The sequence below is a fragment of the Marinobacter nitratireducens genome, assembly GCF_000708045.1.
Lineage (GTDB): Bacteria > Pseudomonadota > Gammaproteobacteria > Pseudomonadales > Oleiphilaceae > Marinobacter > Marinobacter nitratireducens.
Window position 1 is genome coordinate 114,692 of record NZ_ANIE01000002.1, and the last position, 23,421, is coordinate 138,112.

20 protein-coding genes and 1 tRNA gene are annotated in these 23,421 nt (G+C 56.0%); 12 read left to right on the forward strand and 9 right to left on the reverse strand.

Annotation, left to right across the window (positions count from 1 at the left end):
* Positions 1-3: 3 nt before the first annotated feature.
* Together ihfA and D777_RS01420 are read left to right on the forward strand one after the other, a co-directional pair.
* Positions 4-306 (forward strand): integration host factor subunit alpha, encoded by a 303-nt coding sequence (gene ihfA, locus D777_RS01415; protein WP_007151838.1) that lies wholly within the window; start codon positions 4-6, stop codon positions 304-306.
* The gene (locus D777_RS01420) at positions 287-652 is read left to right on the forward strand and encodes a MerR family transcriptional regulator (RefSeq protein WP_036128058.1); all 366 of its coding nucleotides are present in this window, start codon (positions 287-289) and stop codon (positions 650-652) included. The genes ihfA and D777_RS01420 overlap by 20 nt, the downstream gene beginning before the upstream one ends.
* Before the next feature lie 66 nt (positions 653-718).
* Here the strand turns inward: D777_RS01420 and D777_RS01425 are convergent, their stop codons facing one another.
* Complete coding sequence (locus D777_RS01425) at positions 719-904, reverse strand: YgaP family membrane protein (RefSeq protein WP_036128061.1); 186 nt, start codon at positions 902-904, stop codon at positions 719-721.
* Between the two features lie 113 nt (positions 905-1,017).
* Between D777_RS01425 and D777_RS01430 the strand changes: the two genes are divergently transcribed.
* The 5 genes from D777_RS01430 to rrtA all read left to right on the forward strand — a co-directional run bounded on the left by D777_RS01430 (position 1,018) and on the right by rrtA (position 4,710).
* Positions 1,018-1,638 (forward strand): Crp/Fnr family transcriptional regulator, encoded by a 621-nt coding sequence (locus tag D777_RS01430; RefSeq protein ID WP_036128065.1) that lies wholly within the window; start codon positions 1,018-1,020, stop codon positions 1,636-1,638.
* On the forward strand, positions 1,635-2,750 hold the full coding sequence (locus D777_RS01435) for a tRNA-queuosine alpha-mannosyltransferase domain-containing protein (protein ID WP_036128071.1): 1,116 nt from the start codon (positions 1,635-1,637) through the stop codon (positions 2,748-2,750). The genes D777_RS01430 and D777_RS01435 overlap by 4 nt, the downstream gene beginning before the upstream one ends.
* 220 nt (positions 2,751-2,970) lie before the next feature.
* Positions 2,971-3,909, forward strand: coding sequence for an ABC transporter substrate binding protein (locus D777_RS17605; protein WP_160171422.1), 939 nt, complete (start codon positions 2,971-2,973; stop codon positions 3,907-3,909).
* Complete coding sequence (locus D777_RS01445) at positions 3,896-4,174, forward strand: hypothetical protein (protein ID WP_036128075.1); 279 nt, start codon at positions 3,896-3,898, stop codon at positions 4,172-4,174. The genes D777_RS17605 and D777_RS01445 overlap by 14 nt, the downstream gene beginning before the upstream one ends.
* A gap of 23 nt (positions 4,175-4,197) precedes the next feature.
* Positions 4,198-4,710, forward strand: a complete 513-nt coding sequence (rrtA, locus tag D777_RS01450) for a rhombosortase (RefSeq protein ID WP_160171423.1) — start codon at positions 4,198-4,200, stop codon at positions 4,708-4,710.
* Between the two features lie 43 nt (positions 4,711-4,753).
* Here rrtA and D777_RS01455 read toward each other — a convergent pair.
* Both D777_RS01455 and D777_RS01460 read right to left on the reverse strand, forming a co-directional pair.
* A tRNA-Pro gene (locus tag D777_RS01455) sits at positions 4,754-4,830 on the reverse strand.
* A 113-nt stretch (positions 4,831-4,943) separates the two neighbouring features.
* Entirely contained in the window at positions 4,944-6,587 is a 1,644-nt protein-coding gene (locus D777_RS01460) for an FMN-binding glutamate synthase family protein (RefSeq protein WP_036128078.1), read from the reverse strand.
* Positions 6,588-6,841: 254 nt separating this feature from the next.
* Here D777_RS01460 and D777_RS01465 point away from each other — a divergent pair, with 254 nt between their 5' ends.
* The gene (locus D777_RS01465) at positions 6,842-8,431 is read left to right on the forward strand and encodes a BCCT family transporter (protein WP_036128081.1); all 1,590 of its coding nucleotides are present in this window, start codon (positions 6,842-6,844) and stop codon (positions 8,429-8,431) included.
* Positions 8,432-8,520: 89 nt separating this feature from the next.
* On the opposite strand, the gene D777_RS01470 is transcribed toward D777_RS01465, so the two are convergent.
* The 4 genes from D777_RS01470 to D777_RS01485 all read right to left on the reverse strand — a co-directional run bounded on the left by D777_RS01470 (position 8,521) and on the right by D777_RS01485 (position 12,342).
* A complete protein-coding gene (locus D777_RS01470; RefSeq protein WP_036128083.1) occupies positions 8,521-9,468 on the reverse strand; it encodes an alpha-L-glutamate ligase-like protein in 948 nt (315 codons plus the stop codon).
* A gap of 1 nt (position 9,469) precedes the next feature.
* Positions 9,470-10,987, reverse strand: a complete 1,518-nt coding sequence (locus D777_RS01475; protein ID WP_036128086.1) for an inactive transglutaminase family protein — start codon at positions 10,985-10,987, stop codon at positions 9,470-9,472.
* The gene (locus D777_RS01480; protein ID WP_081849443.1) at positions 10,984-11,679 is read right to left on the reverse strand and encodes an ATP-dependent zinc protease family protein; all 696 of its coding nucleotides are present in this window, start codon (positions 11,677-11,679) and stop codon (positions 10,984-10,986) included. The genes D777_RS01475 and D777_RS01480 overlap by 4 nt, the downstream gene beginning before the upstream one ends.
* 276 nt (positions 11,680-11,955) lie before the next feature.
* On the reverse strand, positions 11,956-12,342 hold the full coding sequence (locus D777_RS01485) for a hypothetical protein (protein ID WP_036128089.1): 387 nt from the start codon (positions 12,340-12,342) through the stop codon (positions 11,956-11,958).
* Positions 12,343-12,631: 289 nt separating this feature from the next.
* On the opposite strand from D777_RS01485, the gene rmuC reads away from it, so the two are divergent.
* A complete protein-coding gene (gene rmuC, locus D777_RS01490) occupies positions 12,632-14,242 on the forward strand; it encodes a DNA recombination protein RmuC (RefSeq protein ID WP_036128252.1) in 1,611 nt (536 codons plus the stop codon).
* Positions 14,243-14,247: 5 nt separating this feature from the next.
* Positions 14,248-15,099 (forward strand): tetratricopeptide repeat protein, encoded by an 852-nt coding sequence (locus D777_RS01495; protein ID WP_036128092.1) that lies wholly within the window; start codon positions 14,248-14,250, stop codon positions 15,097-15,099.
* A gap of 13 nt (positions 15,100-15,112) precedes the next feature.
* Here the strand turns inward: D777_RS01495 and D777_RS01500 are convergent, their stop codons facing one another.
* A complete protein-coding gene (locus D777_RS01500; protein WP_036128095.1) occupies positions 15,113-16,132 on the reverse strand; it encodes an AraC family transcriptional regulator in 1,020 nt (339 codons plus the stop codon).
* Between the two features lie 194 nt (positions 16,133-16,326).
* Between D777_RS01500 and D777_RS01505 the strand changes: the two genes are divergently transcribed.
* Positions 16,327-17,448 (forward strand): CaiB/BaiF CoA transferase family protein, encoded by a 1,122-nt coding sequence (locus D777_RS01505; RefSeq protein ID WP_036128098.1) that lies wholly within the window; start codon positions 16,327-16,329, stop codon positions 17,446-17,448.
* Between the two features lie 122 nt (positions 17,449-17,570).
* Positions 17,571-20,213: a penicillin acylase family protein gene (locus D777_RS01510; protein WP_036128101.1), complete on the forward strand. Its 2,643-nt coding sequence runs from the start codon at positions 17,571-17,573 to the stop codon at positions 20,211-20,213.
* Positions 20,214-20,291: 78 nt separating this feature from the next.
* Here D777_RS01510 and D777_RS01515 read toward each other — a convergent pair whose 3' ends face one another.
* Complete coding sequence (locus D777_RS01515; RefSeq protein WP_036128102.1) at positions 20,292-23,180, reverse strand: MECDP-synthase; 2,889 nt, start codon at positions 23,178-23,180, stop codon at positions 20,292-20,294.
* Positions 23,181-23,421: the final 241 nt, after the last annotated feature.

Sequence of the window (23,421 nt, forward strand, 5' to 3'; positions counted from 1 at the left end):
GACATGGCGGCTTTGACAAAGGCGGAGATGGCCGAGCGGTTGTATGAGGAGTTGGGCCTGAACAAGCGTGAAGCCAAGGAAATGGTGGAAGCTTTTTTCGACGAGATCAGAGGCGCACTCAGTCACAACGAGCAGGTCAAGTTATCAGGGTTTGGTAACTTCGACCTGCGCGACAAGAAGCAGCGGCCGGGACGGAACCCGAAAACTGGTGAAGAAATTCCAATCAGTGCACGGCGCGTAGTTACGTTTCGTCCAGGGCAAAAACTGAAGCAGAAAGTAGAAGCGTATGCTGGAACCCAGTCATAACAATGAACTCCCCGCGATTCCGGGGAAGCGCTATTTCACGATTGGTGAAGTGGCTGAGCTGTGTGCGGTAAAAGCGCACGTCCTGCGCTATTGGGAACAGGAGTTCCCGCAGCTGTCGCCAGTGAAACGTCGGGGCAACCGGCGTTACTATCAGCGCGCGGATGTCATCACAATCCGACAGATTCGCAGCCTGTTGTATGATCAGGGGTACACCATCGGTGGGGCCAAGCAGAAGCTCAGCAGCCACGAGGTGAAAGACGATACCTCTCAGTACAAGCAGCTGATCAGGCAAATGATTACCGAGCTTGAAGAGGTTCTGGAAGTTCTCAACTCTCCAGCCGGGTAATGTTTGCTGACCAGAAAGCCGAAGGCGTCTTTGCATGACCCCTTCGGCTTTGTCGTTTCTTAATCATTATTTTTTGCAGGTTTTAATTCCAAAAATGGAATAGGCCGGGCAGTTACCCATCAAAGCGGTCACCAGGGGCACAATGCCGATCCATCCCCAGGGGGTTTGTGGCCCGACGAAGACCAACGCGATCAGGATGATGCCAATTACGGCGCGGATAGTTCTGTCTGCAGATCCCATATTCACAGTCATCGCTCTTTCTCCTCTGATGAGCGTCGTTGATGATGCGACTATAGAGCGACACGCCGCATAGCTTCAGTGATAAAGTCACATTCAGCGTTTGGGTATCGAACGAGGAAGAATCAATGCCAGCCCATAGCATTCTCAATACATTGAACGATGCACTTCGCCGGGATGCACTGGAAAACATTGGCAAAATGCACATGCCCGCCGGCTCGGTGGTTTTCAGCGCGGGTGAGCAATGCCGGGGATTGCCGCTGGTTACCGGGGGAAGCATCAAGGTCCAGATGACCGGGCTTTCCGGGCAAAGTATCGTGCTTTATCGCATGGGGGCTGACGATATTTGCACACTTTCAATTGGCTGTCTGATGACCGGTCGGGGTTACCGTGCTGAGGCTGTGGTGGAAGAGGATGCCGAAGCTTTGATGATTCCAAGAGGCCTATTTGACCGACTGATGGATCAGTCAGAAGATTTCCGGCTTGGAATTATGGAATCATACGGGCGCCGCCTTGACGATTTGATGCTGCTGGTTGAAGAGGTTGCGTTCCGACGGATGGATGAACGCCTGCGCGAGTGGTTGGCCGCCCGGTCCGGGAAACGTGTATTGGCTATTACCCATCAGGAGTTGGCTGTTGAGCTGGGAACAGCGCGCGAGGTCGTCAGTCGGTTGCTGAAGGAGATGGAACGCAATGGTGAGGTCCTATTGTCTCGCGGGAAAATCGCGCTCCCGGGGAGTTTTGAGTGAGCCGAGCTGGGAAGCCTCGTATTCTCCTGTTGTCCGGGTATGACGCAGGCAGTCATCGTCGGTGGTACAAGCAGTTGGTCGCCCTGCTGGATGACTTTGACTGGACGATTCTGTCGCTTTCGCCACGATTTTTCCGCTGGCGCATCCGGGGGAATCCGTTGACTTGGCTTCATGAGCCTGCCCTCAGAGAGCAATGGGATCTGATTATCGCAACCTCCATGGTGGATCTGTCGACATTGCGCGGTATCCACCCGCATCTTTCGACCGTGCCGTGTGTGCTGTACATGCATGAGAACCAGTTTGCCTACCCCGCTTCAGGCGCGCAGCCTTCGTCGGTCGATCCGCAGATGGTCAATCTCTATAGCGCTCTTTCTGCAGATCGTGTGGTGTTCAACAGCTCGTGGAACCAGAAGAGTTTTCTCGACGGTGTTGAAGCCTTGATGAGCAAAATGCCTGATGGTGTTCCGGAGGGCCTGGTGGGGGAATTGGAGAAAAAATCCCAGGTCGTCCCCGTTCCGATTGAGGATCGCTTGTTTGTTAAGCAGCCGGTTGAGAAAAACTGGCAGTGTCCTCACCTGCTATGGAACCATCGTTGGGAATACGACAAGGGGCCGGAACGATTGCTGGCGCTGCTGCAATCGTTGGAGCGGCGGAAGGTACCCTTCAGGTTGAGTGTCGTCGGGGAGCGGTTTCGGCGCTATCCACCGGTGTTTGACTCGATCCATGAGCAGTTCGGGCATAGGATCGAAAGATGGGGATACCTGGAAAGCCGGGCGTCGTACGAGCAGCTTCTTCTTGAGTCCGATGTCGTTGTATCCACTGCCGTGCATGATTTTCAGGGACTCTCCATGCTTGAGGCCATGGCAGCGGGTTGTATTCCCCTTGCGCCGGATCGCCTGGCATACCCGGAATATGTCCCCGGCGACTGTCTTTATACCGATCACATGAATGACCCTCCGGCGGAGGGAGAGTCGGCTGCAGATCGTCTGGAGACATTGATGCGAGAGCGGCCTCTACCGAGGTTGCCCACAGGTTGGAAGGCTTCAAAGCTTGGACCGGAGTACCGCCGCCTTATCAAGCAGCTTGCGGGGGATGCCTCGGCTTATCCATGAATCATTGGTCGCGATAGCCCATTTGGGTCATTGTTTCCCGAGGAGAATCCTCGTAAACATGTAGGTTGCATGTCTTGAATCGGGTAGTTGTTATGATCCGGGCGTACCTTTCGTCATATTCTGCCAATTGATGCCGATGGCCGTTTTCGTCGTGATACGGGCATTCGGTTATACCTTGTTGGTCCGGTGTTGCAGGGCTGTTTCGCTGATTGGGGGGGCGGTGTGCCTGTTTGTCGCCGGCGTGGTATGCAGTGAGCCTGTCACAGAAGGCGAAACGAGAGATACGCTGGTCGTCCTGAAACAGGAAAGCGAGACGCACAGCGAATTCATGAAGGGGCTCTCAACGTGCTATCTCCCTGGGCAAGAGGCTGGCGCTCGGCTCAGGGTGGCTGGAATTGGTGAGTTAGAGCCCGAAGACGACCTGCGAGGTGTGCACAGTATTGTCGCGGTGGGCGTTGAGGCCACACAGTCTGTCATGGCCATAAAGGCGGGTCCTCCGATCATCAGCGCCATGATCCCGCGCGTGACAATTCAACACTTGTCGCCTGTCGGAAGGCTCGGACCAAGGATTCACAGTGTCTTTGTGCTTGATCAACCTTTGTCGCGACACCTATCTTTAGTGAGAAGCCTGCTACCGGATGCGAAGAATCTCGGTGTGATTCTTGGGCCGAATACCGGACTCTATGAGGCTGAGCTGAACCGCGAAGCCAGCCTGCGCGGTTTTTCCATACAGTCAGGGCTGGTAACCACACGGCAGGATTTGCCCGACGTCTTGCCCGGCATACTCGCCAGCAGTGATGCACTACTATTGTTGTACGACCCCGTGCTCACTGCCCCCAGTGGGATCAGGTTTGTTTTGTACTCTGCGTACCAGAAGCGTGTCCCCGTTTTTGGTTATTCCGAAGGGTATGTAAAAGCCGGTGCCCTGGCAGCTGTCTACTCTATGGCGACTGAGCTGGGTTGCCAGGTGGGTGAGTCCCTGGGGCAAAGCACCGGCTTCGCGCAGGGAACAACGACAGATGGTGGCATCAAGGTGAACTACCCGGGTTTCTTCCGCTACAAAATGAATCACTCGGTCGCCCGTTCGCTTTCGCGGGTGACAGGTAAGCTGCCGGATGGACAGCCGATGACAGGGGAGCCGGGCAGTGAAAGTCGCTGAGTTTGGTCTATCGAGCATTCGGGCCCAGATAATTATTGGTGGTCTGCTTCCGCTCTTGCTGGTGGCTGCTATTTTCAGCGTCCTGGTCGGTAGTATCGGCCTCCGGGACAAGCAGGAGTCCATCGAGAGCCAGGCCGGGCTTATTGTCGACAACCTTGCGCAGGCGGGGGAGTACTACCTGTTCTCTGGTGATCAGGACGTGTTGCAAGAGCTGGTTGCCGGTGCGCTGGAATCATCGCCAGCCTTATCATCCCGATCGCAATGAGCGTCATTGCGATCGGGATCGGTATGTTTCACTCCGAGACGGCCGAGGCTCTGCAATACAAATCTGATTTCGTGCAGGGTGGGGAAGTGTGGCGTCTGGTGACGGCGCACTTTGTCCATCTGGACTGGGTTCATCTTCTCCTGAATCTCGGAGGCCTGTGGCTTGTCTGGCTGATTGTCGGGAGCTCATTCAGCAATGATCAGTGGCTGCTGCTGATCGTTTTGATGGGGTGCGCGATTACGTTTGGTCTCTGGCTCTGGGCGCCAGAAGTCAGCTGGTACGTCGGGCTGTCTGGATTACTCTATGGCATGCTCGCGACCGGCCTCGTGAGGCAAGCAAGGCGTATGAAATCCCTGTCCGTGTTATTGCTGGTCACGATCCTGATAAAAACAGCAATCGATGGCCTATACGTGCCACTGAGCGTGACGACGCTGACGAACCATCAGATTGTCGTTGAGGCCCATGTTTTGGGCATTGCGGCCGGGATGATATTCAGCGTGGTGTATCGGCTGGTGTGTCCGGAGAAGGGTAGATAAAACAAAGCCCGGACCTGTCGGCCCGGGCTTTGTTTGGGGAATCTGGTCGGGACGGTAGGATTTGAACCTACGACCCCCTGCACCCCATGCAGGTGCGCTACCAAGCTGCGCTACGCCCCGAAATGCTTTGCCTTTGAGAAACTTGAGAGTTAACTCAGTGGCTTAGCGGGAGCGAAGTCTACACTAGCCCAACCCAAAAATAAACAGGATTTGAGGCTTTAACTGAGGGATTTTCATTGCAGCTTGGTTTCCCTGAGCTTGAGTATGAATTCTGGCGGTTCAAAGGAGTTGGAGTCTGCCTTGGGCCAATATCTGTCGAATACCGGAAGGCCGGTTTCTCCATCAAGAAGTGCGCCTGGCTGCAGGAAATCAAACAGGTCCAGGTAGGTGTGGACTTCGGTCTTCGACACCCGTCGGACCACATGCTCGGGGCCCAGTTCGGATGTATGCCGGAGTCCTGAGGCCTCGAGAAGATGTCTGAGGGCGTCCAGGGTGTTTTTGTGGAAGTTGTAGACGCGCTGGCTTTTCAGTTCCACATCCAGCTTTTCACCGCGCCGCGGATCCTGGGTGGCCACGCCGCTGGGGCAGCGGCCGGTATGGCAGTTCAGTGCCTGAATGCAGCCCAGTGAGAACATGTACCCCCGTGCCGAATTGCACCAGTCTGCGCCCAGAGCAATCGTTCTGGCGATGTTGAATGCGGACGTGACTTTCCCTGCTGCGCCTATGGCGATGTCCTCGCGGAGGTTGGTGCCAACCAATGTGTTGTGCACCAGAAGCAGAGCTTCGGTCATCGGTGTTCCGAGGCGATTGATAAACTCCAGTGGGGCGGCCCCCGTGCCGCCTTCACCGCCGTCCACAACGATAAAGTCAGGCTTTCTGCCGGTCTCCAGCATCGCTTTCACAATGGCAAACCATTCCCACGGATGGCCGATGGCCAGTTTGAAACCGACGGGTTTGCCACCCGAGAGATCTCTCAGATGATCAATGAACTCCAGCAATTCGACCGGGGTGCTGAAGGCAGAATGGCTGGCCGGAGATACGCAGTCTTCACCAACCGAAACACCACGGGCTTCGGCAATTTCCGGCGTGACCTTGGCGCCGGGCAAAATGCCGCCATGGCCCGGTTTGGCACCCTGAGATAGTTTGAGCTCTATCATTTTGACCTGATCAAGGCTGGCATTAGTGCGGAACATATCGGCGTTGAAGGTGCCGTCCTTGTTTCTGCAACCGAAGTAGCCAGAGCCAATCTCCCACACCAGGTCGCCACCCGGCTGTTTGTGGTAGCGGGAAATGGAGCCCTCGCCGGTGTCATGATAAAAACCGCCCATTTTCGCACCCGTATTGAGACTGGTGATGGCGTTGGCAGACAGTGCGCCAAAGCTCATGGCAGAAATGTTGAACACGCTTGCGCTGTATGGGTGTTTGCAGTTTTTCCCGATCACGATTCGGAAATCGCTGTCTGTGATTCGAGTAGGCGTCAGGGAATGATTCATCCACTCAAACCCCTCCTCATACATGCTTAGCTGTGATCCGAACGGTCGCTTATCGAGTACGTTTTTCGCACGCTGGTAGACAATAGTGCGTTGTTCGCGGGAGAACGGGCGCTCTTCGGTATCAGACTGAATGAAGTACTGGCGGATTTCAGGACCAACGGATTCAAACAGATAGCGGAAGTTGGCGAGTATTGGGTAATTTCGGCTGACCGTGTGTCGCCGCTGGAGCATGTCGTAGGTGCCTAACGCGGAAAAAGCGGCAAATATGATGGGGAATATGTACCCGGCTCCGACATACAGGCTGATGGCCAGTGAAACAAAAAAGCCCACAATGCTCAGAGCGAATGCGGTGTAGCGGAGCGGGAAAGTGCTTGTTTTCTCCATGGATACCTCGAGTGTTCCGAATTGCCGTCAGCCGGGGGTGATTCAGGCACAGTATATCCATACGAGTCGATTTCTGTAGTGGGTGGTGTATCCCCCGGCCTTTTCAGAAATTGATGTTGGTCTATGCTTAAAGGCGAGCGCGCGAATCGGAACGGGTTTTGATGTTTTGATGTCAAAACATTAGGATGACGCGTTTGTAACGTTTGAATTCCGATTCTGAAAAGAAGATCCACCCAACTCAGGAGGCGCCGAACGTGGGCGAGGTAGTTAAAGACGAATATCAGACGGATTACGTCGCAGGCCAGGATAATATAACTCCTTTCGGTCTCGATCTTCACGCTCCGGTATTCCCGATTACGGCAATACTGGTGGTGCTGTTTGTGGTAGGAACCTTGCTGTTCCCTGCCGAATCTAAATCGATGTTGGACGGTGCAAAGTGGGACATCATTGCAACGTTTGACTGGTTCTTTCTGATCAGCGCAAACATCTTCGTGGTGGTTTGTCTTGCACTGATCTTTTTGCCGGTCGGCAAGATCCGGCTTGGCGGTATGGACGCCAAGCCCGAGTTCTCCACCATGTCCTGGTTTGCGATGCTGTTCGCGGCTGGTATGGGGATTGGTCTTATGTTCTGGGCAGTGGCTGAGCCGACGGCCTATTACACCGGATGGTACAAAACCCCGTTCAACGTAGAGGCGAACACGCCGGCGGCGGCAGATCTGGCCATGGGGGCCACCATGTATCACTGGGGCCTCCACCCCTGGGCGATATACGCGGTTGTTGCGCTATCCCTGGCATTCTTCGCGTTCAACAAAAACATGCCCCTGACCATCCGTTCAGCATTTTTCCCGTTGCTGCGGGACAAGGTATGGGGATGGCCAGGCCATGTCATCGATATCCTGGCGGTTGTCGCAACCATCTTTGGTCTGGCGACCTCTCTGGGTTTTGGTGCTCAGCAGGCGGCATCCGGTCTTAACTATCTCTTTGATGTCGGTGCTGGCGTCAACATCCAGATGGCCATCATCGTCGGTGTTACTGCGGTTGCGCTGATGTCGGTTCTTCGTGGCCTGGATGGTGGTGTAAAGGTACTGAGTAATATCAACATGGGCCTTGCCGGTCTGCTGTTGTTCTTCATTATCTTCGCTGGCCCCACCATGTCGATTCTCGAAACCATGTGGGTCACCTCATCCAGCTATGTTGCAAATGTCCTGCCGCTGAGTAATCCGTTTGGCCGCGAAGACGAAGCCTGGTTCCAGGGCTGGACTGTATTCTACTGGGCTTGGTGGATTTCCTGGTCGCCGTTCGTTGGTATGTTTATCGCCCGGGTATCCCGTGGACGTACGGTTCGTGAGTTTGTAACCGCGGTTCTGATCATTCCGACCGTGATCACCATGGTCTGGATGAGTTCTTTCGGTGGTACGGCTCTTGAGCAGATTATGGACGGTATCGGCGCGCTGGCTGCAAACGGTCTGACCGATGTACCTCTGGCCATGTTCCAGATGTTCGATAACCTGCCCCTGACCGGCGTGATCTCGTTTGTTGGCATCATCCTGGTTCTGGTGTTCTTCGTGACCTCATCGGATTCGGGTTCGTTGGTGATCGATAGCATTACCGCCGGTGGTAAAACCGACGCACCGACCGCTCAGCGCGTGTTCTGGGTTGTGATGGAAGGCTGCATCGCTGCTGCGCTTATTTTTGGCGGTGGTGAGGATGCTCTGGGTGCTATCCAGGCTACGGCGATCAGCGCAGGGCTGCCATTTACGGCAATTCTGTTGATCATGACCTGGGGGCTCCTGAAGGGGCTGACCCATGAGCGGAAGCTGCTGATCGCTCGGGGCGAGCTCTGAGTGAGAGCGTGAAATAAAAAAAACCGGGGCGTTTGCCCCGGTTTTTTTATGCCCGATGACATATCGATTCGACGTGTTTGTTGGCGACGTTAAAGGGCTGCGAACGTGTCCATGGCAAACGTCGCGCGTTCCTGGGGGATAAAGTGCGGGCGCTTCAGGGCTTCGATGGTGCGCAATCTTGGCAACAAGCCCCGGCCATTGGCCATCTGGATCGCCAGGCCCGGGCGGGCGTTCAGTTCCAATAGTAAGGGGCCGCGATTGGCGTCCACCACCAGGTCTACCCCCATATAGCCCAGCCCTGTGGCTTCATAGCAACGGGAGGCCATTTCCAGCATTTCCTGCCAGGCATCAATCTGAATGTTTTCCAGTGCCAGTCCGGTATCTGGATGCAGGCTGATAGGGCGGTTGAACTGAACTGCGTTGAGGCTGCGCCCAGTGCCGATATCCAGGCCAACGCCCACTGCGCCCTGATGAAGGTTCGCTTTGCCATCAGAGGCTTTGGTAGCCAGTCTCAGCATTGCCATCACCGGATAGCCCTGGAATACCACAATGCGGATGTCAGGTACTCCCTGGAACGAGTAGCGGGCAATCTCCGGGGCCGATTCGACCAGGCTTTCCACGATCGCCACATCCGGTGTACCGGCCAGTGAGTAGAGTCCGGCCAAAATGTTAGTCAGGTGGCGCTTCAGGTAATCTGCATCAACACGCGCTCCGGACGCCTTGATGTAGGCGTCGTCGTCACGGCCGGTGATGACTGTAATACCCTTCCCACCCGACCCTTTGGCGGGCTTTATCGCGAATCCGCCCAGATCTTCCGCCATTTCCCGAAAATGAGAAATTTCATGCTGCTGGCGGACAATCTGCAGGAGCTCCGGTGTTTTGACCCCATATTCGGCGACCACCAGCTTGGTTTGTAGCTTGTTATCGACCAATGGGTACGACGAGCGATCATTGTACCGGGCAATGTAATCCACGTTGCGTCGGTTCATGTTCAGCATCCCGAGGCGGTTCAGCTGACGTGGAGAGATCCAGTCCATATCAGTCGTAAACCTTCATCGGGGTAAATCGCTTGAGCTCGCTGAGTTTGTAACCGGTGTATTGACCCATTAACAGGATCAGGCCAAGCACCACCAGGTGCAGCTCCGGGAAGTTGAACGTCAGGTGGCCTGCCAGAGGGGCGCTCATCAGGAGGTAGGCGCAGATGGCCACAAACAGACTGCCTGCACCCTGAATAAGGACCTCGCGGCCACCTTCCTCTTCCCAGAGAATCGACATGCGTTCGATGGTCCAGGCGATGATGACCATCGGGAAGAAAGTGACGGTCATGCCGGTGTTGAAGCCCATCTGGTAGCCAATGATGCTCATGCCGGCGGTAATAAAGATAACCAGAATGATGAGTGCCGAAATACGGGAGACCAGCAGCAGGTTGAGGCTGGAGAGGTAGCCGCGCATCAGCAGGCCAATCGACACTACGGCCAGGAACGCAATCAGGCCAGGTACCAGGGTTGTCTGTACGAACGCGACGGCAATCAGAACCGGCATAAACGTGCCGGAGGTTCGTATCCCGATCACCATTCGCATAAAGGCCACAACGAAGGCGCCGAGGGGCAGCAGAAGTAGCATGCGGAACATGCTCTGTTCTTCAATGGGCAGCTCATAGAAACTGAGAAAGCCAAGCCCCTTACTTTCAAACTGCATGGTAGCCAGCTGCAGCGCCGGCACAGTCTGGCGCAGGATCGAGAAACCAACTTCGGAGTTGTCGGCTCCAATCACATCCAGCAGGGAGCCAGCGCCCTGCCGCCAGAGTAGCAAGTTTTCGGGGACGCCCTGCTCAGCGGTTTTCGGATCAAAAGTCAGCCAGCGTTCACCGTTATAGATCTGCAGGAACGGGGTCAGTTGCTGGCGGCGGCGGGCATCTTCAAGTTTCAGGCCGTCCGCTGTCCGTGCCGGAATGCCCGCATGGTTGAGCATGTCTTCCAGCAGCCTAAGGTAGTTCTCTTCGGCGACCAGAAGCGTCGTGTTCTGTGTGCGGGTATCGGGCTGCATCAGGCGAATCAGTTCGCGGGTCAGGCTCTCGGGCGTGCTGGATCGCGCGGTAGCCTGGTCCAGGATTTCTCGAACCGCTGTGGCCTGGGGCTCTTCCCAGAAGACTTTTCGTGCCTTGGGCGGTCTCAGCGGCGGTGTGGGCTCAGCGCTGGGCTCAGGAATGAACTGCGCCTTGAAATACAGAGTTTGCGGACCGGACGCCTGTCGTTTTGACCACTCGGCACGGCGGCTTCCCGACTTCTCGATAACGGAAAAGCCATAACCAGGAGATGCTGCCTGCTCACTGAGAACCCGAAATCCCGGTGGTTGCTCGGGGACATTCAGGCTGGCGAGGACTGAGTCGTCCCGAGCGTCGAAGTCGACGCGTGCTTCCACCATCCAGATTGGACGCTGTTCTCCGGTAAGCCAGGGAATACCCAGCTCCATGTGTCGCCATATCGCGAGGGATATCCCGGCAGCGATCAGCAGAAAGACGGCAATGTAAAAGGGCAGGCGGGAGCGGCTGGTCACGATTCGCCTCTGCGATTGGTAATGGATTCGGGCAGCTCGGTGGCAAACTCTTTACCCACATCAATAAGCATGACGTCACGCAGAATATTGCGACCTATGAGTACCTCGTGGGTCAGGTTTGCCCGGTCAGTCAGTGTAAATTCGGCGACCTGCTCGTGGTCACCAATGGCAAACTGGAGTTCCACAACCACCCGACGTTCCGCCTCGTCTGCACTGGCCTGAATGACTTTGACCCGGCGGGAGATCTCCTTTTCCATGGTCACCAGTTCGTTGGTTCCGCGAACGGGTACATCGAACCTGACCCAATTGTTCCCATCCCGCTCAAATCGGGTGATGTTCCGGGCATCCAGCGAGGATGTTTCGGCGCCACTGTCAATTCTGGCGGTATAAACCTGATCCGGCTCGGCCATGTAGATTTTTTCGACTTCCCCAACAATCACTTTGCCTTTCAACCGATCGGTTCGTCCTTTCGATGAATCCGATGATGGGCAGGCCCTCTGGGCGGGGATTGGCGGGCAGGTAGGCTTCTCAACCTGGGTGCGAATGGCTTCCAGTATACTCTGTGTGCTGTTGTCCTGTTTGTTCAGTAGCTGCTCGTGGCGAACCGTGGCATTCCCCTCCATGGTTACCAGGGTCGCTCGTTGAGCCTGGACGGATGATGAGAGGCTCTCGATGTTTGATTTGGGAACCATGAAATATCGGTCCGCCGAGCAACCTGCAATCATTAGCAGAGCGCTGGAGGCAACTGCGAGCCTGATCAGCCCCCTCCATGTAGGAACACTTTTTAACACCATGAATAACCCCGGCACGGGCCGACGACAGCACCTGGAAAACGGATGCGATGGTCTGCGCGCGTGAAACTGTAAATATTTGGGGCAGGAGTATACAACAACCTGCCTGTGTAAAGGTTTTACAGATGGTTAAGGGGGCGATTGATGTGACAAATTTGCGTGATACGTCGTAAGTAGTTACCGGGAGAGCAAATGGCCGTCTCCCAGGAGCGTCTCTGAACGCAGGAATTCTTGTATCACGGGGGAGCAATTGAGATAGAACAGCAGCAGCTCCCGTTGAACATCCTGATCCTGAATGCGCACAGCAAAACCGATCAGATCCCTGATAGCGTCGTCACTGGCCGCACGAATGTCTTTAGCCTCGAACTTCTTGCCATATCTCGCATGCAGCAAGTTGGTCAGGCGCTCGAGATGGAACTCTCCGGTATGGGTGATGTGGGGCAGGATGCGAAACTCACCATACTTGCCAGACTCCCGCGAGCTGAATGCTCCTCCTCCGCTGTGGGAAGAGTAGTGAGATTGCAGAAAATCTGCTCCCAGTTTTCGCCAGAGTTCTTTGAGCATGATCTTTTTCCGTTTTATTCGCCTCTGCTGTTCATCATTACCGTTAAAAAAACGTAATGCCAGCTTGGCGAAGGAACATTTTATCCTTTTAGACGAAAACACCTGTCGCGTCCACCGGCACGTCCACCTCTCGAATGGATTTGCCAAGCAGTCGCGATTCCCTTGGTGATCAGTCATACAGGTGACGGGCTGTCGGGCAAAAGGTTCCACCCATGGGGTAGACTGTAATTATTCATGAATTCAAGCGACAACAGGAGAGAGCCAAGTGCCCGAGGCAGTCACCCAACTCATGGTTTCACGACCGGAATTAATGGCGGGCTTGTTGATTCTGCTGGTGCTTGCATCTGCCTCGTTCGTGGTTGCCTGGATCCATAGCAGAACCGGGAGCAGGCGCCTGGCATCAGAGGTTGAACGGCTGGACAGCGAGCGCCTTGAAGCGGAAAACCTGTTGCAGGAGGCAAGGCATCGTGAAGCTCTGTTGCAACAGGAACTTGACCATCTGACCCGCGCCGGTGAGGACCATAGCGCTCGTCTGGACCGGTACGAAGCCGATCTGGAGAAATGGCGTGAAAAAGCTTCGGTACTTGAAAACCGACTGGCGGGGGTGGCGTCCGACCTTGAAGCCCGCCGTCATCGGATCTCCGAGCTGGAATCCGAGCGCTTGAGGCAGGTTCAGAAGACTGACGACCTCGCCGCTGAGCTGCACCAGGCCCAGGTTGACCTTCGAGAGCAGCAGGTTGTTCTCGACAAGGAGCGGAGAGCGGCGGCAGAGAAACTGGAATTGCTGGAACGCAATCGGGATGCTCTCAAACAGGAGTTCGAGAATCTCGCCAACAAGATCTTTGAACAGAAGAGTGAACGTTTCACGCAGCAGACACGAACCAGCCTCGATACTCTGTTGAACCCCTTCCGGGACCAGTTGCAGGATTTTCGCAAGCGGGTAGAGGATGTGTACACCACGGAAACCCGTGATCGTCAGGCGCTGCGCAGTGAGATTAAATCTCTCCAGGATCTGAACCGGCAAATCACTGAAGAAGCCTCCAATCTTACCCGGGCGCTTAAGGGCGACAAGAAAATACAGGGCAACTGGGGCGAGTTGATCCTTGAGAGAGTGCTCGAACGCTCAGGCCTGCGCAAAGGCGTCGAGTACGAAACTCAGGGCAGCTACCGGGACAGCGACAACCAGCTACTGAGGCCGGATGTGGTTGTGCATTTGCCCGACAGTCGCAACCTGATTATTGATTCGAAGGTCTCGTTGCTGGCCTATCAGCAGTGGGTTAACGAGGAAGACGAGAATGCGAGAAACGAGGCCCTGGCCCAACACGTCGAGGCTGTCCGGAATCACATCAAGGCGCTCAGTGAGAAAGACTATAGCCAGCTGAATGGCCTGCATTCGCCGGACTTTGTGCTTCTGTTCATGCCAATCGAACCAGCCTTCGTGGCGGCATTTCAGCAGGACGAGAACCTATTCGCAGAAGCCTTTGAGCGAAAGATTATTGTGGTCACACCGACCACGCTGCTCGCAACGCTGCGGACGATTGAAAACATCTGGCGCTATGAACGGCAAAGCCAGAACGCACGCCGGATTGCCGATCGTGCCGGCGCCGTTTACGACAAGCTTCGCGTGTTCGTTGAAGCGATGGAGCGCCTTGGTGGACAGTTGCATACCGCGCAGGGAACGTACGATGCTGCGATGAATACATTGACCCGGGGTCGCGGAAACCTGATATCCCAGGCGAACCGATTCGTCGAATTGGGCGTCAGGGTCAAGAAAGAATTGCCCAAGGCCATTATGGATCAGGCTGAAGTGGATGCCGATGACGAGCTGGAAGGCGGAGAGAGAAACGACCGGCCGGTTGAACACGATGAACCGGTCGGAGCCGACAATGATCAGGAGTGAATGCCATGACAGTGTTGTTTAATTGTAGTCGTCTGGCTCGAGGATTGGTGCTGACAACGTTATTTCTGGCAGGGCAGGCCCACGCCCTGGCTCCGGAGCACGAGACGCGCCGGTTGATGCTGGCGACGGAAGACGCGGTGTCCACCGAGAAATGGAACGAAGCGGCGGAATACCTGAACCGGCTGCAAATGCTCGAAGGTGAGAAGCCGGCTGATTATTACTATTACCGTGGCCGGGTCATGTTTCAGGCCAATCACCTTAACGAAGCCCAGTCAGCGCTGGAACAGTATGTGGGCCTGGCCGGGACGGATGGTAGTCATTATCAGGAATCGCTAAAGCTCATCACCGATATCGAGAAGACCCGAAAGGCAAATGCGGTGGCTCCCCAGGCGGGTAATGGCCAGACGGAGCGGGTAGCCGTCATCGAGCCTGCGGGACAGCAAAGTCTCGAATCACTGCGGAAGCTTTACCTGGCGGACAGTAACGGGGAGGCTCTGACCCTGCACCTGAACAGCCTGCTTGAGGTGTCTGGCTGGCGACAGGACCAGGGGGTGGTTCAGATCGACAAACCCGCCGATATTGGCTACCGGGTGAATATCAATGACAACACCATCAACGTTCAGGAAATTCGTCGGGATGGTGTTGATGTCATGCGGAGGACCCAGCCAATCTCGGTCTATGGTGTCAATCCACAGGTTGAATGGAGTTGTGAACCTGCTGCCGGAGCTTGTTGGGTCTACGATCCCAGGGATGGCTCTCGGCTCTTCCAGTTGGCTTTGGGCCGGGAGCAGGCCAGGGAGGTCGCTCATACGTTGGGTCGTCTGATCAAACTCCTGCAGTCGCCCTCAGACTCCTGACTTTGCATTCGTCTTAGCCGACCAGGGTGCCTCTCTCGCCCTCGCGATAGGCACCCGGGGTTACGCCCGTCCATTTCTTGAACGCCCGGTGAAACGTCGACGGCTCCGTGAAACCTACCTTGGTGGCAATATCATTAATCGGCAATTCCTGGCGACTCAGATAGTAGATCGCCATGTCGCGTCGCAGTAAATCTTTGATCTCCTGAAACGACGTATTTTCCTGCTTGAGCCGGCGGCGCAGTGTCTGGGGGCTGGTGTGCATCTCCGCGGCAATCCACTCGAAGTCCGGCAGCGGTTTGGAAAAATCCCGACCGATTAAGGCCCGGATTCGACCGGTAAAGGTATTGCTCTCGTCTGGCCGGGAGAGCAGGTCTGCGGGCGAGGTTTTCAGGAACTGACGCATTTCCGGTTTGTCTCTGATGACCGGTGCGGACAGGAACCGCTTGTCGAACGTGAGTGCGGTCTGGGAGGACTCGAAGGTCAGGGGGCAGTGAAAGATGTGCCGGTATTCGTCGCCATGGGGTGGTCTGGGATAGTCAAATTCGGCTTTGGCCAGCTCGACAGGCTGGCCGATCAGCCAGCTTCCCAGACGGTGCCAGATAACCAGCAAGCTTTCTCTGAGGAAGTAACAGGGGTCGAGGATGTCTCCTTCGATCCGGGTGACCAGCTGCGCCTGATCACCATTCGTGACCAGTTCCATCGAGACCATCGGGTCGAATAGCCGGGAGAACTGGTAGGCCTGCCGATAGACCGCCTCAAGGGTCGGGCAATCGATGACCAGTGCGCACATGGTTGCAAAGGTACCACTGCGCGCGCGCCTGGGCCCCATGCCCATGAATTCATCATCAAGGCGGTTCCAGAGGATCTGCATCAGTCGACTGAACTGATCGCTGCTGACCCGGGCCATCTCGATACGTAAAAGCTCGGGAGATATGCCAGCCTCTATCAGCAGTTCCCGGGTATCGAATCCCAGGTTCTCAGCACCTACCAGTGCGGCCTGAACGAAGTGCCTTGAAACCGTCAGATCGGACATGTATCTCGCCATTTTAAGAAAACGAAATCCATCATAAGACCCCGACCCAACAATGCAAGTGACGCCCTATGCCGTAGCTGGAAGATTTGGCCAATTGGAATGAGGGAACCGGCAGTTGGCCCGCTTGGCAAAACCGGGCAGCATGTAGGCGAGTGATTTGGGAATCCGATAATCCAAACAAAAAGGAGATATTGATGGCCGGCCCGCTAGCGTCACTGAAAGTACTCGATTTCAGCACATTACTGCCAGGTCCCTATGCAACGATGTTGCTGGCGGACATGGGCGCGGAGGTCTTAAGAGTGGAGGCTCCGGACAGAATGGATCTGACCAGAGTCATGCCGCCTCATGATGGCGGCGTGAGTACGGCGCATGGCTATCTGAATCGGGGTAAAAGCGCCATCTCCCTTAATCTCAAAGACGAGGGCAGTGCAGACAGGATCAAGGCACTGGTTGCCGAGTTTGACGTTGTGGTCGAGCAGTTCAGACCGGGGGTGATGGATCGCCTGGGCATCGGATACGAGGCGCTGAAAGCCGTGAACCCGGGACTTATCTATTGCTCTATTACCGGCTATGGTCAGACCGGCCCGTATAAGAATCGTGCGGGGCATGACATCAACTATCTGTCGTTGGCTGGCGTCAGTTCTCACTGTGGTCGGGCCGATAGTGGCCCTCCGCCGATGGGGATACAGATTGCCGACGTCGCCGGAGGCTCTCACCATGCCGTTATGGGTATTCTTGCCGCGGTCATCCATCGCCAGCAGAGCGGTGAAGGACAATACGTTGATGTCAGCATGACCGACGCGGCGTTTGCCCTGAACGCCATGTCTGGTGCCGCCTGCCTGGCCGGCGGACAGGAGCAGAAGCCAGAGAGTTCACTGCTCAACGGCGGCTCATTCTATGATTACTACCAGACCAGCGATGGCCGCTGGTTGTCCGTTGGCAGCCTGGAACCGCAGTTTTCCTCTCGCCTCTGTGACACTCTGGGCCTTGAGAAAATGAAGAGTTTTGCCCTGAGCCAGAATCCGGAGCATCAGGTGGCGCTGAAGAAAGCGTTGAAAGATGCGATCGCGACCCGGACGCTCGCCGAGTGGCAAGCGGTGTTCTCGGAGACTGATGCATGTGTCGAGCCGGTGCTGACCATTGCTGAGGCCGCGGAGCACCCACAATTGAAAGCCCGGGATATGGTGATCCTGGTCGATCGAGGGGACGGATCCCAGCAGAGGCAGATTGGTTTTCCGATCAAGTTTGAGAAGACGAGCTGCAGGGCTGAATGGATCGGTAAGAATTTGGGGGCCGATAATAAGAAGTATTTCTAATAACGCGATATTTTAACGTGAGAACCTGTTCGGTTTTGCTGCCTAAAAGCGATTAGTCTGCTAGCTTTATCATTGTCACCGATAGCGGTGAATCCGTAGTGAACAATGATAAGGACAACACTATGAAAATCAGGAAAACACCGGGCCGCAGGCCCGGGTATGGCCGGGTATTCAGCCTGGCACTGATGCTCGCTGGCAGTACGGTGCTGACAGGATGCCTCCACGACGATGACGACTCATCCGGCTCCGCAAGCGCGAGCCTCGACACCAATCTTTTTCCAGCAGATGGCCAGCTGGAAGCAAACATTCGCAGGACGACGGGCGGCGTGCCGCACATTACCGGAGCCAACCTGGCTTCGGTCGCGTTTGGTCATGGCTATGCGCAGGCTGAGGACAACCTCTGTCTGCTGGCGGAGGCCGTGGTCAAGGCGCGCAGTGAACGCGCCAAATATTTTGGTCCTGGCGTTGATGATATCAATATCATCAACGACTTCAGCTACAAGGCTCAGCATATCCTGAGCGGCGCAGAAACGGACTATGCGGCACTGAGCCAGGAGAGCAAAGCGCTGGTGGATGGTTTCAGCGCCGGATACAACGCCTACGTAAATGAAACGGATCCGGCAGATTACCCCGCGGAGTGCCGAAACCAGCCCTGGGTGAAAGCGATATCGCCAATTGATCTGCTGGCGCATTATCGAATTGTGGGTCAGTACGCCAGTGGCGCTCTCTTTGCGACAGGCGCGGTGTTCCTGGCTGTTCCGGGGGAGGATCCCGCGGATGCGGCCCCGACGCCGGTGATTGCGGATGCCCAGATGCCACAGCCTGACACGGTTGTTCAAAGCGCGAGAGCACTTGCGTCGTCGCGGGACAGTTTCCAGGACATGGGGCTTGCCAGTAACGCCTGGGGCATTGGTAAGGATATGACCGAGCAGGGACGTGGTGCCCTGCTGGCCAATCCCCACTTCCCATATACCGGGCATCGCCGCCTTTACCAGGCCCATCTGACGGTTCCGGGGTATCTCAATATCAACGGCGCGGGCCTGCTGGGCACTGCACTGCCTCTGATTAACTTCAACCAGAATCTGACCTGGTCTCACACCGTATCGACGAGTCGGCGTTTTACGCTGTACGAACTGACTCTCAAAGCCGGAGATAACCTCACGTACATCAAGGATGGTGAAGAGAAGCCAATTACTCAGGAGACCTTCCAGATTGAGGTCAATGTTGGCGCGCCGAACCCTGTGGTGTTTGAGAGGACGTTCTACTTTTCCGAGTACGGGCCTATGGTTTCTGGCAACGCCATCACAAGCGGAGGTCTGCCGAAATGGGGGGATGCAGGTACTGCCTACAGCTATCGGGACGCAAACGCCAATACCGGTAATCTGCTGGATACCTGGCTGGGCATGAGTCGCGCTTCGACTCTCAGCGAATTCCAGGATGTATTCCGCAACTGTGGCACCACCCTCTGGGTGAACTCCACCTACGCGGATGATCAGGGTAATGCCTTCTATATCGACAGTAGCTCGGTACCGAACCTGTCTGAGAAATCCATCGCGTTGATCAACTTCAAGCGATCCGTAAGTGCTGCCTATGCCCAGCTGTTCGATGCAGGGCTAACGCTGCTGGACGGGTCTGAAAGCTTTGATGACTGGGTTGAGGGTGAATGCGGTGGCCTGGTCCCCTATGACCAAAAGCCCAAGTTGCTCAGAACGGACTGGGTCCAGAACTCTAACAGCAGTTACTGGTCGACAAACCCGGATCAGTTCCTGACTGGGTACTCGCCCATGTATGGCCCGGAGAACAGCGAGATTAACCCCCGAACCCGGCTTGGTATTACCATGCTGCAAAACCCCACAGCAGCAGGGATGCCTGGCGTTACGCCTCCCGCAGGGCAGGATGGCAAGTTCAGTGCGACAGACCTGATCAACGTGATCTGGAACAACCGGGCGTGGTATGCGGAGCAGTTCCTTCCGGAGTTACGGGAGCGCTGCGGATTGATTGGCGCCACGTTGGTTGATGGCGAGGATCTGAGTACGGCTTGTGGTGTGCTGGATAACTGGGATGGCGTTTACGACAAAGACAGCGTCGGCGCTCATGTATTCCGGGTATTCATTGCCAACTACGCCAACAGTTTCGACTCTGATCTGACGGTTCCATTCAACCGTGATGACCCCGTCAATACGCCCGCTGAGCCCTCTGAAACCGGGAAAGGCACTGCGTCAGATGTCATGCTGCTGGCCCTCTCCCAGGGCGTCAAAGCGTTGAATAGTCAGGGGATTGCCCTGAACGCCACGTTGGGATCCGTGCAATATATCCGTCCCTCCGGCGATGTGCCTCCCGGTGGTACCCCGGTCTTCCAGTCTGTCGGCATTCCCTGGCACGGTGGCGACGGTAATGTTGATGGCGCATTCAACGCTATTGGTGTAGTGACGGATCAGTACGCTGAGGATACCCGCTTCCCGAGGATTGCACCGAAAGTCGTTCCGAATACCGGGCGCCTGTCTGATGGCACCGTTGCTGGAACCGAGGGCTGGCTGATTGCGCGGGGTACGAGCTGGCATTACGGCCTGGAGTTTACGAACAATGGACCTCAAGCCTATGGTCTGGTGAGCTACAGCCAGTCGTCAGACTCCATGTCGCCGTTTTTCCTGGACCAGAGTCAGCAATTCAGTGACAAGCAATACCGAAAGCTTCTGTTTACCGAGCAGGAGATAGAACAGAACCTGATTACGGGAGGCGAACAAACCATTAACGGTTCCCTGTAGTCAGGCAGTTGCCTTAAAAGCAAAAAAGCCCCGGCCTAGGCCGGGGCTTTTTCTTTCCTGAGTTGGATCAGGTGAGGATTAGTTCTGGTCCTGATCCAGAGCGTTTGCCACCGTATCAGACGAACCGAGCGACGCTGCAATAGCCGCCGCAATGTCTGCACCGACGACAGGGCCCGCATCGCTACCCGGGATTGCGCCACCACCGATTGCCCCAACGATCTGGGTAACCATGGCGGTGAAGGCAACCGAGGAATCGCATGTACCTTGCTCTTGAAGCGGAGACACCATGGTGCCGTGGTTCGCGCCGTTGCACTGATCCGTACCGTCAAAGAAGGTGATCAGTGGCATGGCAGCGCTGTTCGGGTTGTTGTCGTCCATGAGGGCCACGGTTGCGCCGTCAGCAAGCGTGTTGGTCGCTGTCGCATCAGCACCCCGGTCAATCAGGGCTGCCAGCGGTTCGGTACCAACCAGCGGAGCGGAGAACGCATTGCCAAGCGGGTTCACGTTGGCTTCGTTCGGAACGACGGTATCGCCAGTGACTTCCTGCAGAAGGACGCTTGTACCGCTGGCACCGAGATCCTTGGCGAAGGAGACCGGGTCAGAGCTGTCTACCACTGACTGGAAGACGTAGAAGAAACTCTCAAAGTCAGAGGAACCTTGAGTGACTCCATTCGCAGCCAGGCCCCCGAGGAGAGTGCCGGAGAACGCCGGAGAGTTCTCCAGCAGGCGAGTTACCTGGGAGCCCGCGTTCAGCAGAGACACGGAGCTGAGCGTCGGGTAAGTGAGGGCACCGCCGCTCACGCTACTCAGAGTGCCTGCAAGGGTCGCATTCAGCGTTGCATCGTTATTCAGTGCCGCATAGGTGGTACCGACGATGCCGCCGAGCGAATGGCCTGCAAAGCTCACCGGCAGCCCAGCAAGGTCAGGCTGGAAGTCGCCGTTGATGTCCAGAGTCTGGAGCGTCGCTGTCAGGTTCAGCAGGTCGACAACCGCCTCACGGTTATTGTCCGAGCTACCCAACATGTTCAACGGATTTACATACAGGCTGCCAGAAGAGACGTCCGTCAGTGCTGCCGCCTCTACGGGGTTCAGTGAAGCATCGGCGGTGTAGTTGAAATGACGCTCGCCAGTGTAGTCATCGTTGCGCATGATCGTCAGCTGAGCAGCCAGTGCCAGAGATTGCGCATCGCCGGCGTTTTGCAGGCCGGTGATGGTAGCATCCAGTTTTGCGTCCAGTGCAGTCTCATCCAGAGGTGTCAGACCAGGAATCTGTCCAAGAGCCCCTGGGACGTCCTCATTGCCGCCAAGACCGTGCAGAGGGAGATCCATGGTTACTACGGCCTGACACGCCTGATTGGCGATCAGAATCGCAGGCAGCATTGCCGCACTTCGGTCAGTGGTAATGCCGTGCTGGAAGATGGTAACGCCTACGGGATCGGTGCCGCCGCCACAGGCCGCAGGCGCATTGGCGGGGTCTGGGTAGTAAACCGTGGTGGGTGCCGTCACGAACCCTTGCTGCTGCGGGTACGGGAAGTAACCGTTCACGTTCAGCTGGCCGTCAATATCCCTGATGAACTGGAAGACGTCCTGGGACGCGCTGCCGGTAAGGCTCTCGTTCAGGCTGTCTTCGAGATCCGTGCTGCCCGTCCAGTAGCCTTCGACAATACCGCTGCCGTCTGTGCCCGGCAGGTGCTGGAAGTAGGGCAGGGTAATAGCACCCTGAGAAACCCGGACTTGTGTTGCGGCCTGGGCAATTGGGTTGGTCGCCAGATCAAGGCTTGCAATTGTCGCAAGTCCAGAGGCGGGGCCTTCTGAAAGGTTAATGTTCGGCCGTGGTGACGGAAGATGGATGGAGCCGTCTTGAACGGCTGCTGTGATAGCCGCCTCAATATCCGCCGGTTGAGTCAGAGCCTGAGCCTCGCCCAGCGCGGTAATGGCTGCAAGCTCCTGAGCGGTCAGGTCATTGGGGTCAACGGTTGTGCCCAGACCGGCTGCCAGTTCACTGAGTTCACCGAGCTTGGTGGTGAGCTCCGAGAAGTTCAGGTCCGGATAGTTGTCACGAACCGCCTTGAGCAGGGCTGTGAAGCCGATTTTCTCACCAAGGTCCGTGCCGAAGGCCGGTGCAGCCATCATGGCTTCCAGCACTCGGGTGTCCGCATTGGTTGTGAACGTGTAAGCCAGCGCCGATTCGGGCGTATCGGCCGGGATCAGTTGCGCCAGCGCACCGTTAGCCAGTGCATCGGAGGTTTGAAGCAATGTTTTGACACTGGCAAGTGCCGGGTTACCCAGTACGCCATCTGCCAGCGCCAGGTCCTGGGTGGAACGCTCAATCGGCTTTCCGTTTGCGCCAACGATGTCGTTGGTCGCGACGAACAGGAATTTCTGACCTTCCGGCAGGGGCTCCAGCGGTACAACGCGAATCGCGTTGTTGCTGCCACCATCAACGCTGACAACGTCCGCCCGGTATTTCAGTGTGGCGAATGTGGCAAGATCAAACGGATTCGCTGCATCGATGCCGGTCGGGCTTGTATTCGGAAGTGCACCTGGAACACCTTCCACTGCATCTTTCACGTTCAAAGGAAGCAGGAATACCGTCGCATTGGCCGCTACTGATGCAGGATTCAAAGAGCCGTCAAACTTGAGGGTAAAGGCGCCAGAGGTGGAGAAGCCGGCAAGGCGGTTGACCGCGTCATCGGCAGGCGTCGTGCCTGAAGACAGACCGGTGAAATCGTAATTCGCACTCTGGCTTGCGCCGAGGGCCAGGATCAGGTCCGAGTTGATCGGGAACTGCGGCTCTGCCGCAATCGGGTTAGGATCGTAGATAGGACGGGGAACAGTCTTATCGATCGTCGTATCTTCAATTTTATAATCCGGGTTGGCATTCGCCCCTTCGTCTCCGCCGCTGAGGCAGCCTGTAAGTCCAACGGAAGACGCCACGGCAAGACTTATTAGAGTTTTCTTGAACATGGGTGGAACCTTTTCCTGTTGTTGTGTCGTTATGTTCGGCAGCTGACGGGGCCGGTCTGATCCGGTAAGCCCGTTGTCAGAGGCCTTTCCTGCTTGAACGATTGTCTGAAATTGTAACCAGCACTTAGAGCCAATTTCTGTAACTTTGACTATAGCGACAGTATGGCAAGTGTTGATCAGCCGAAAGTGTGATTCTGCCTTTCCGGCTGCCCGTTACAAAAGGAACTCGACGTCTCTGAAA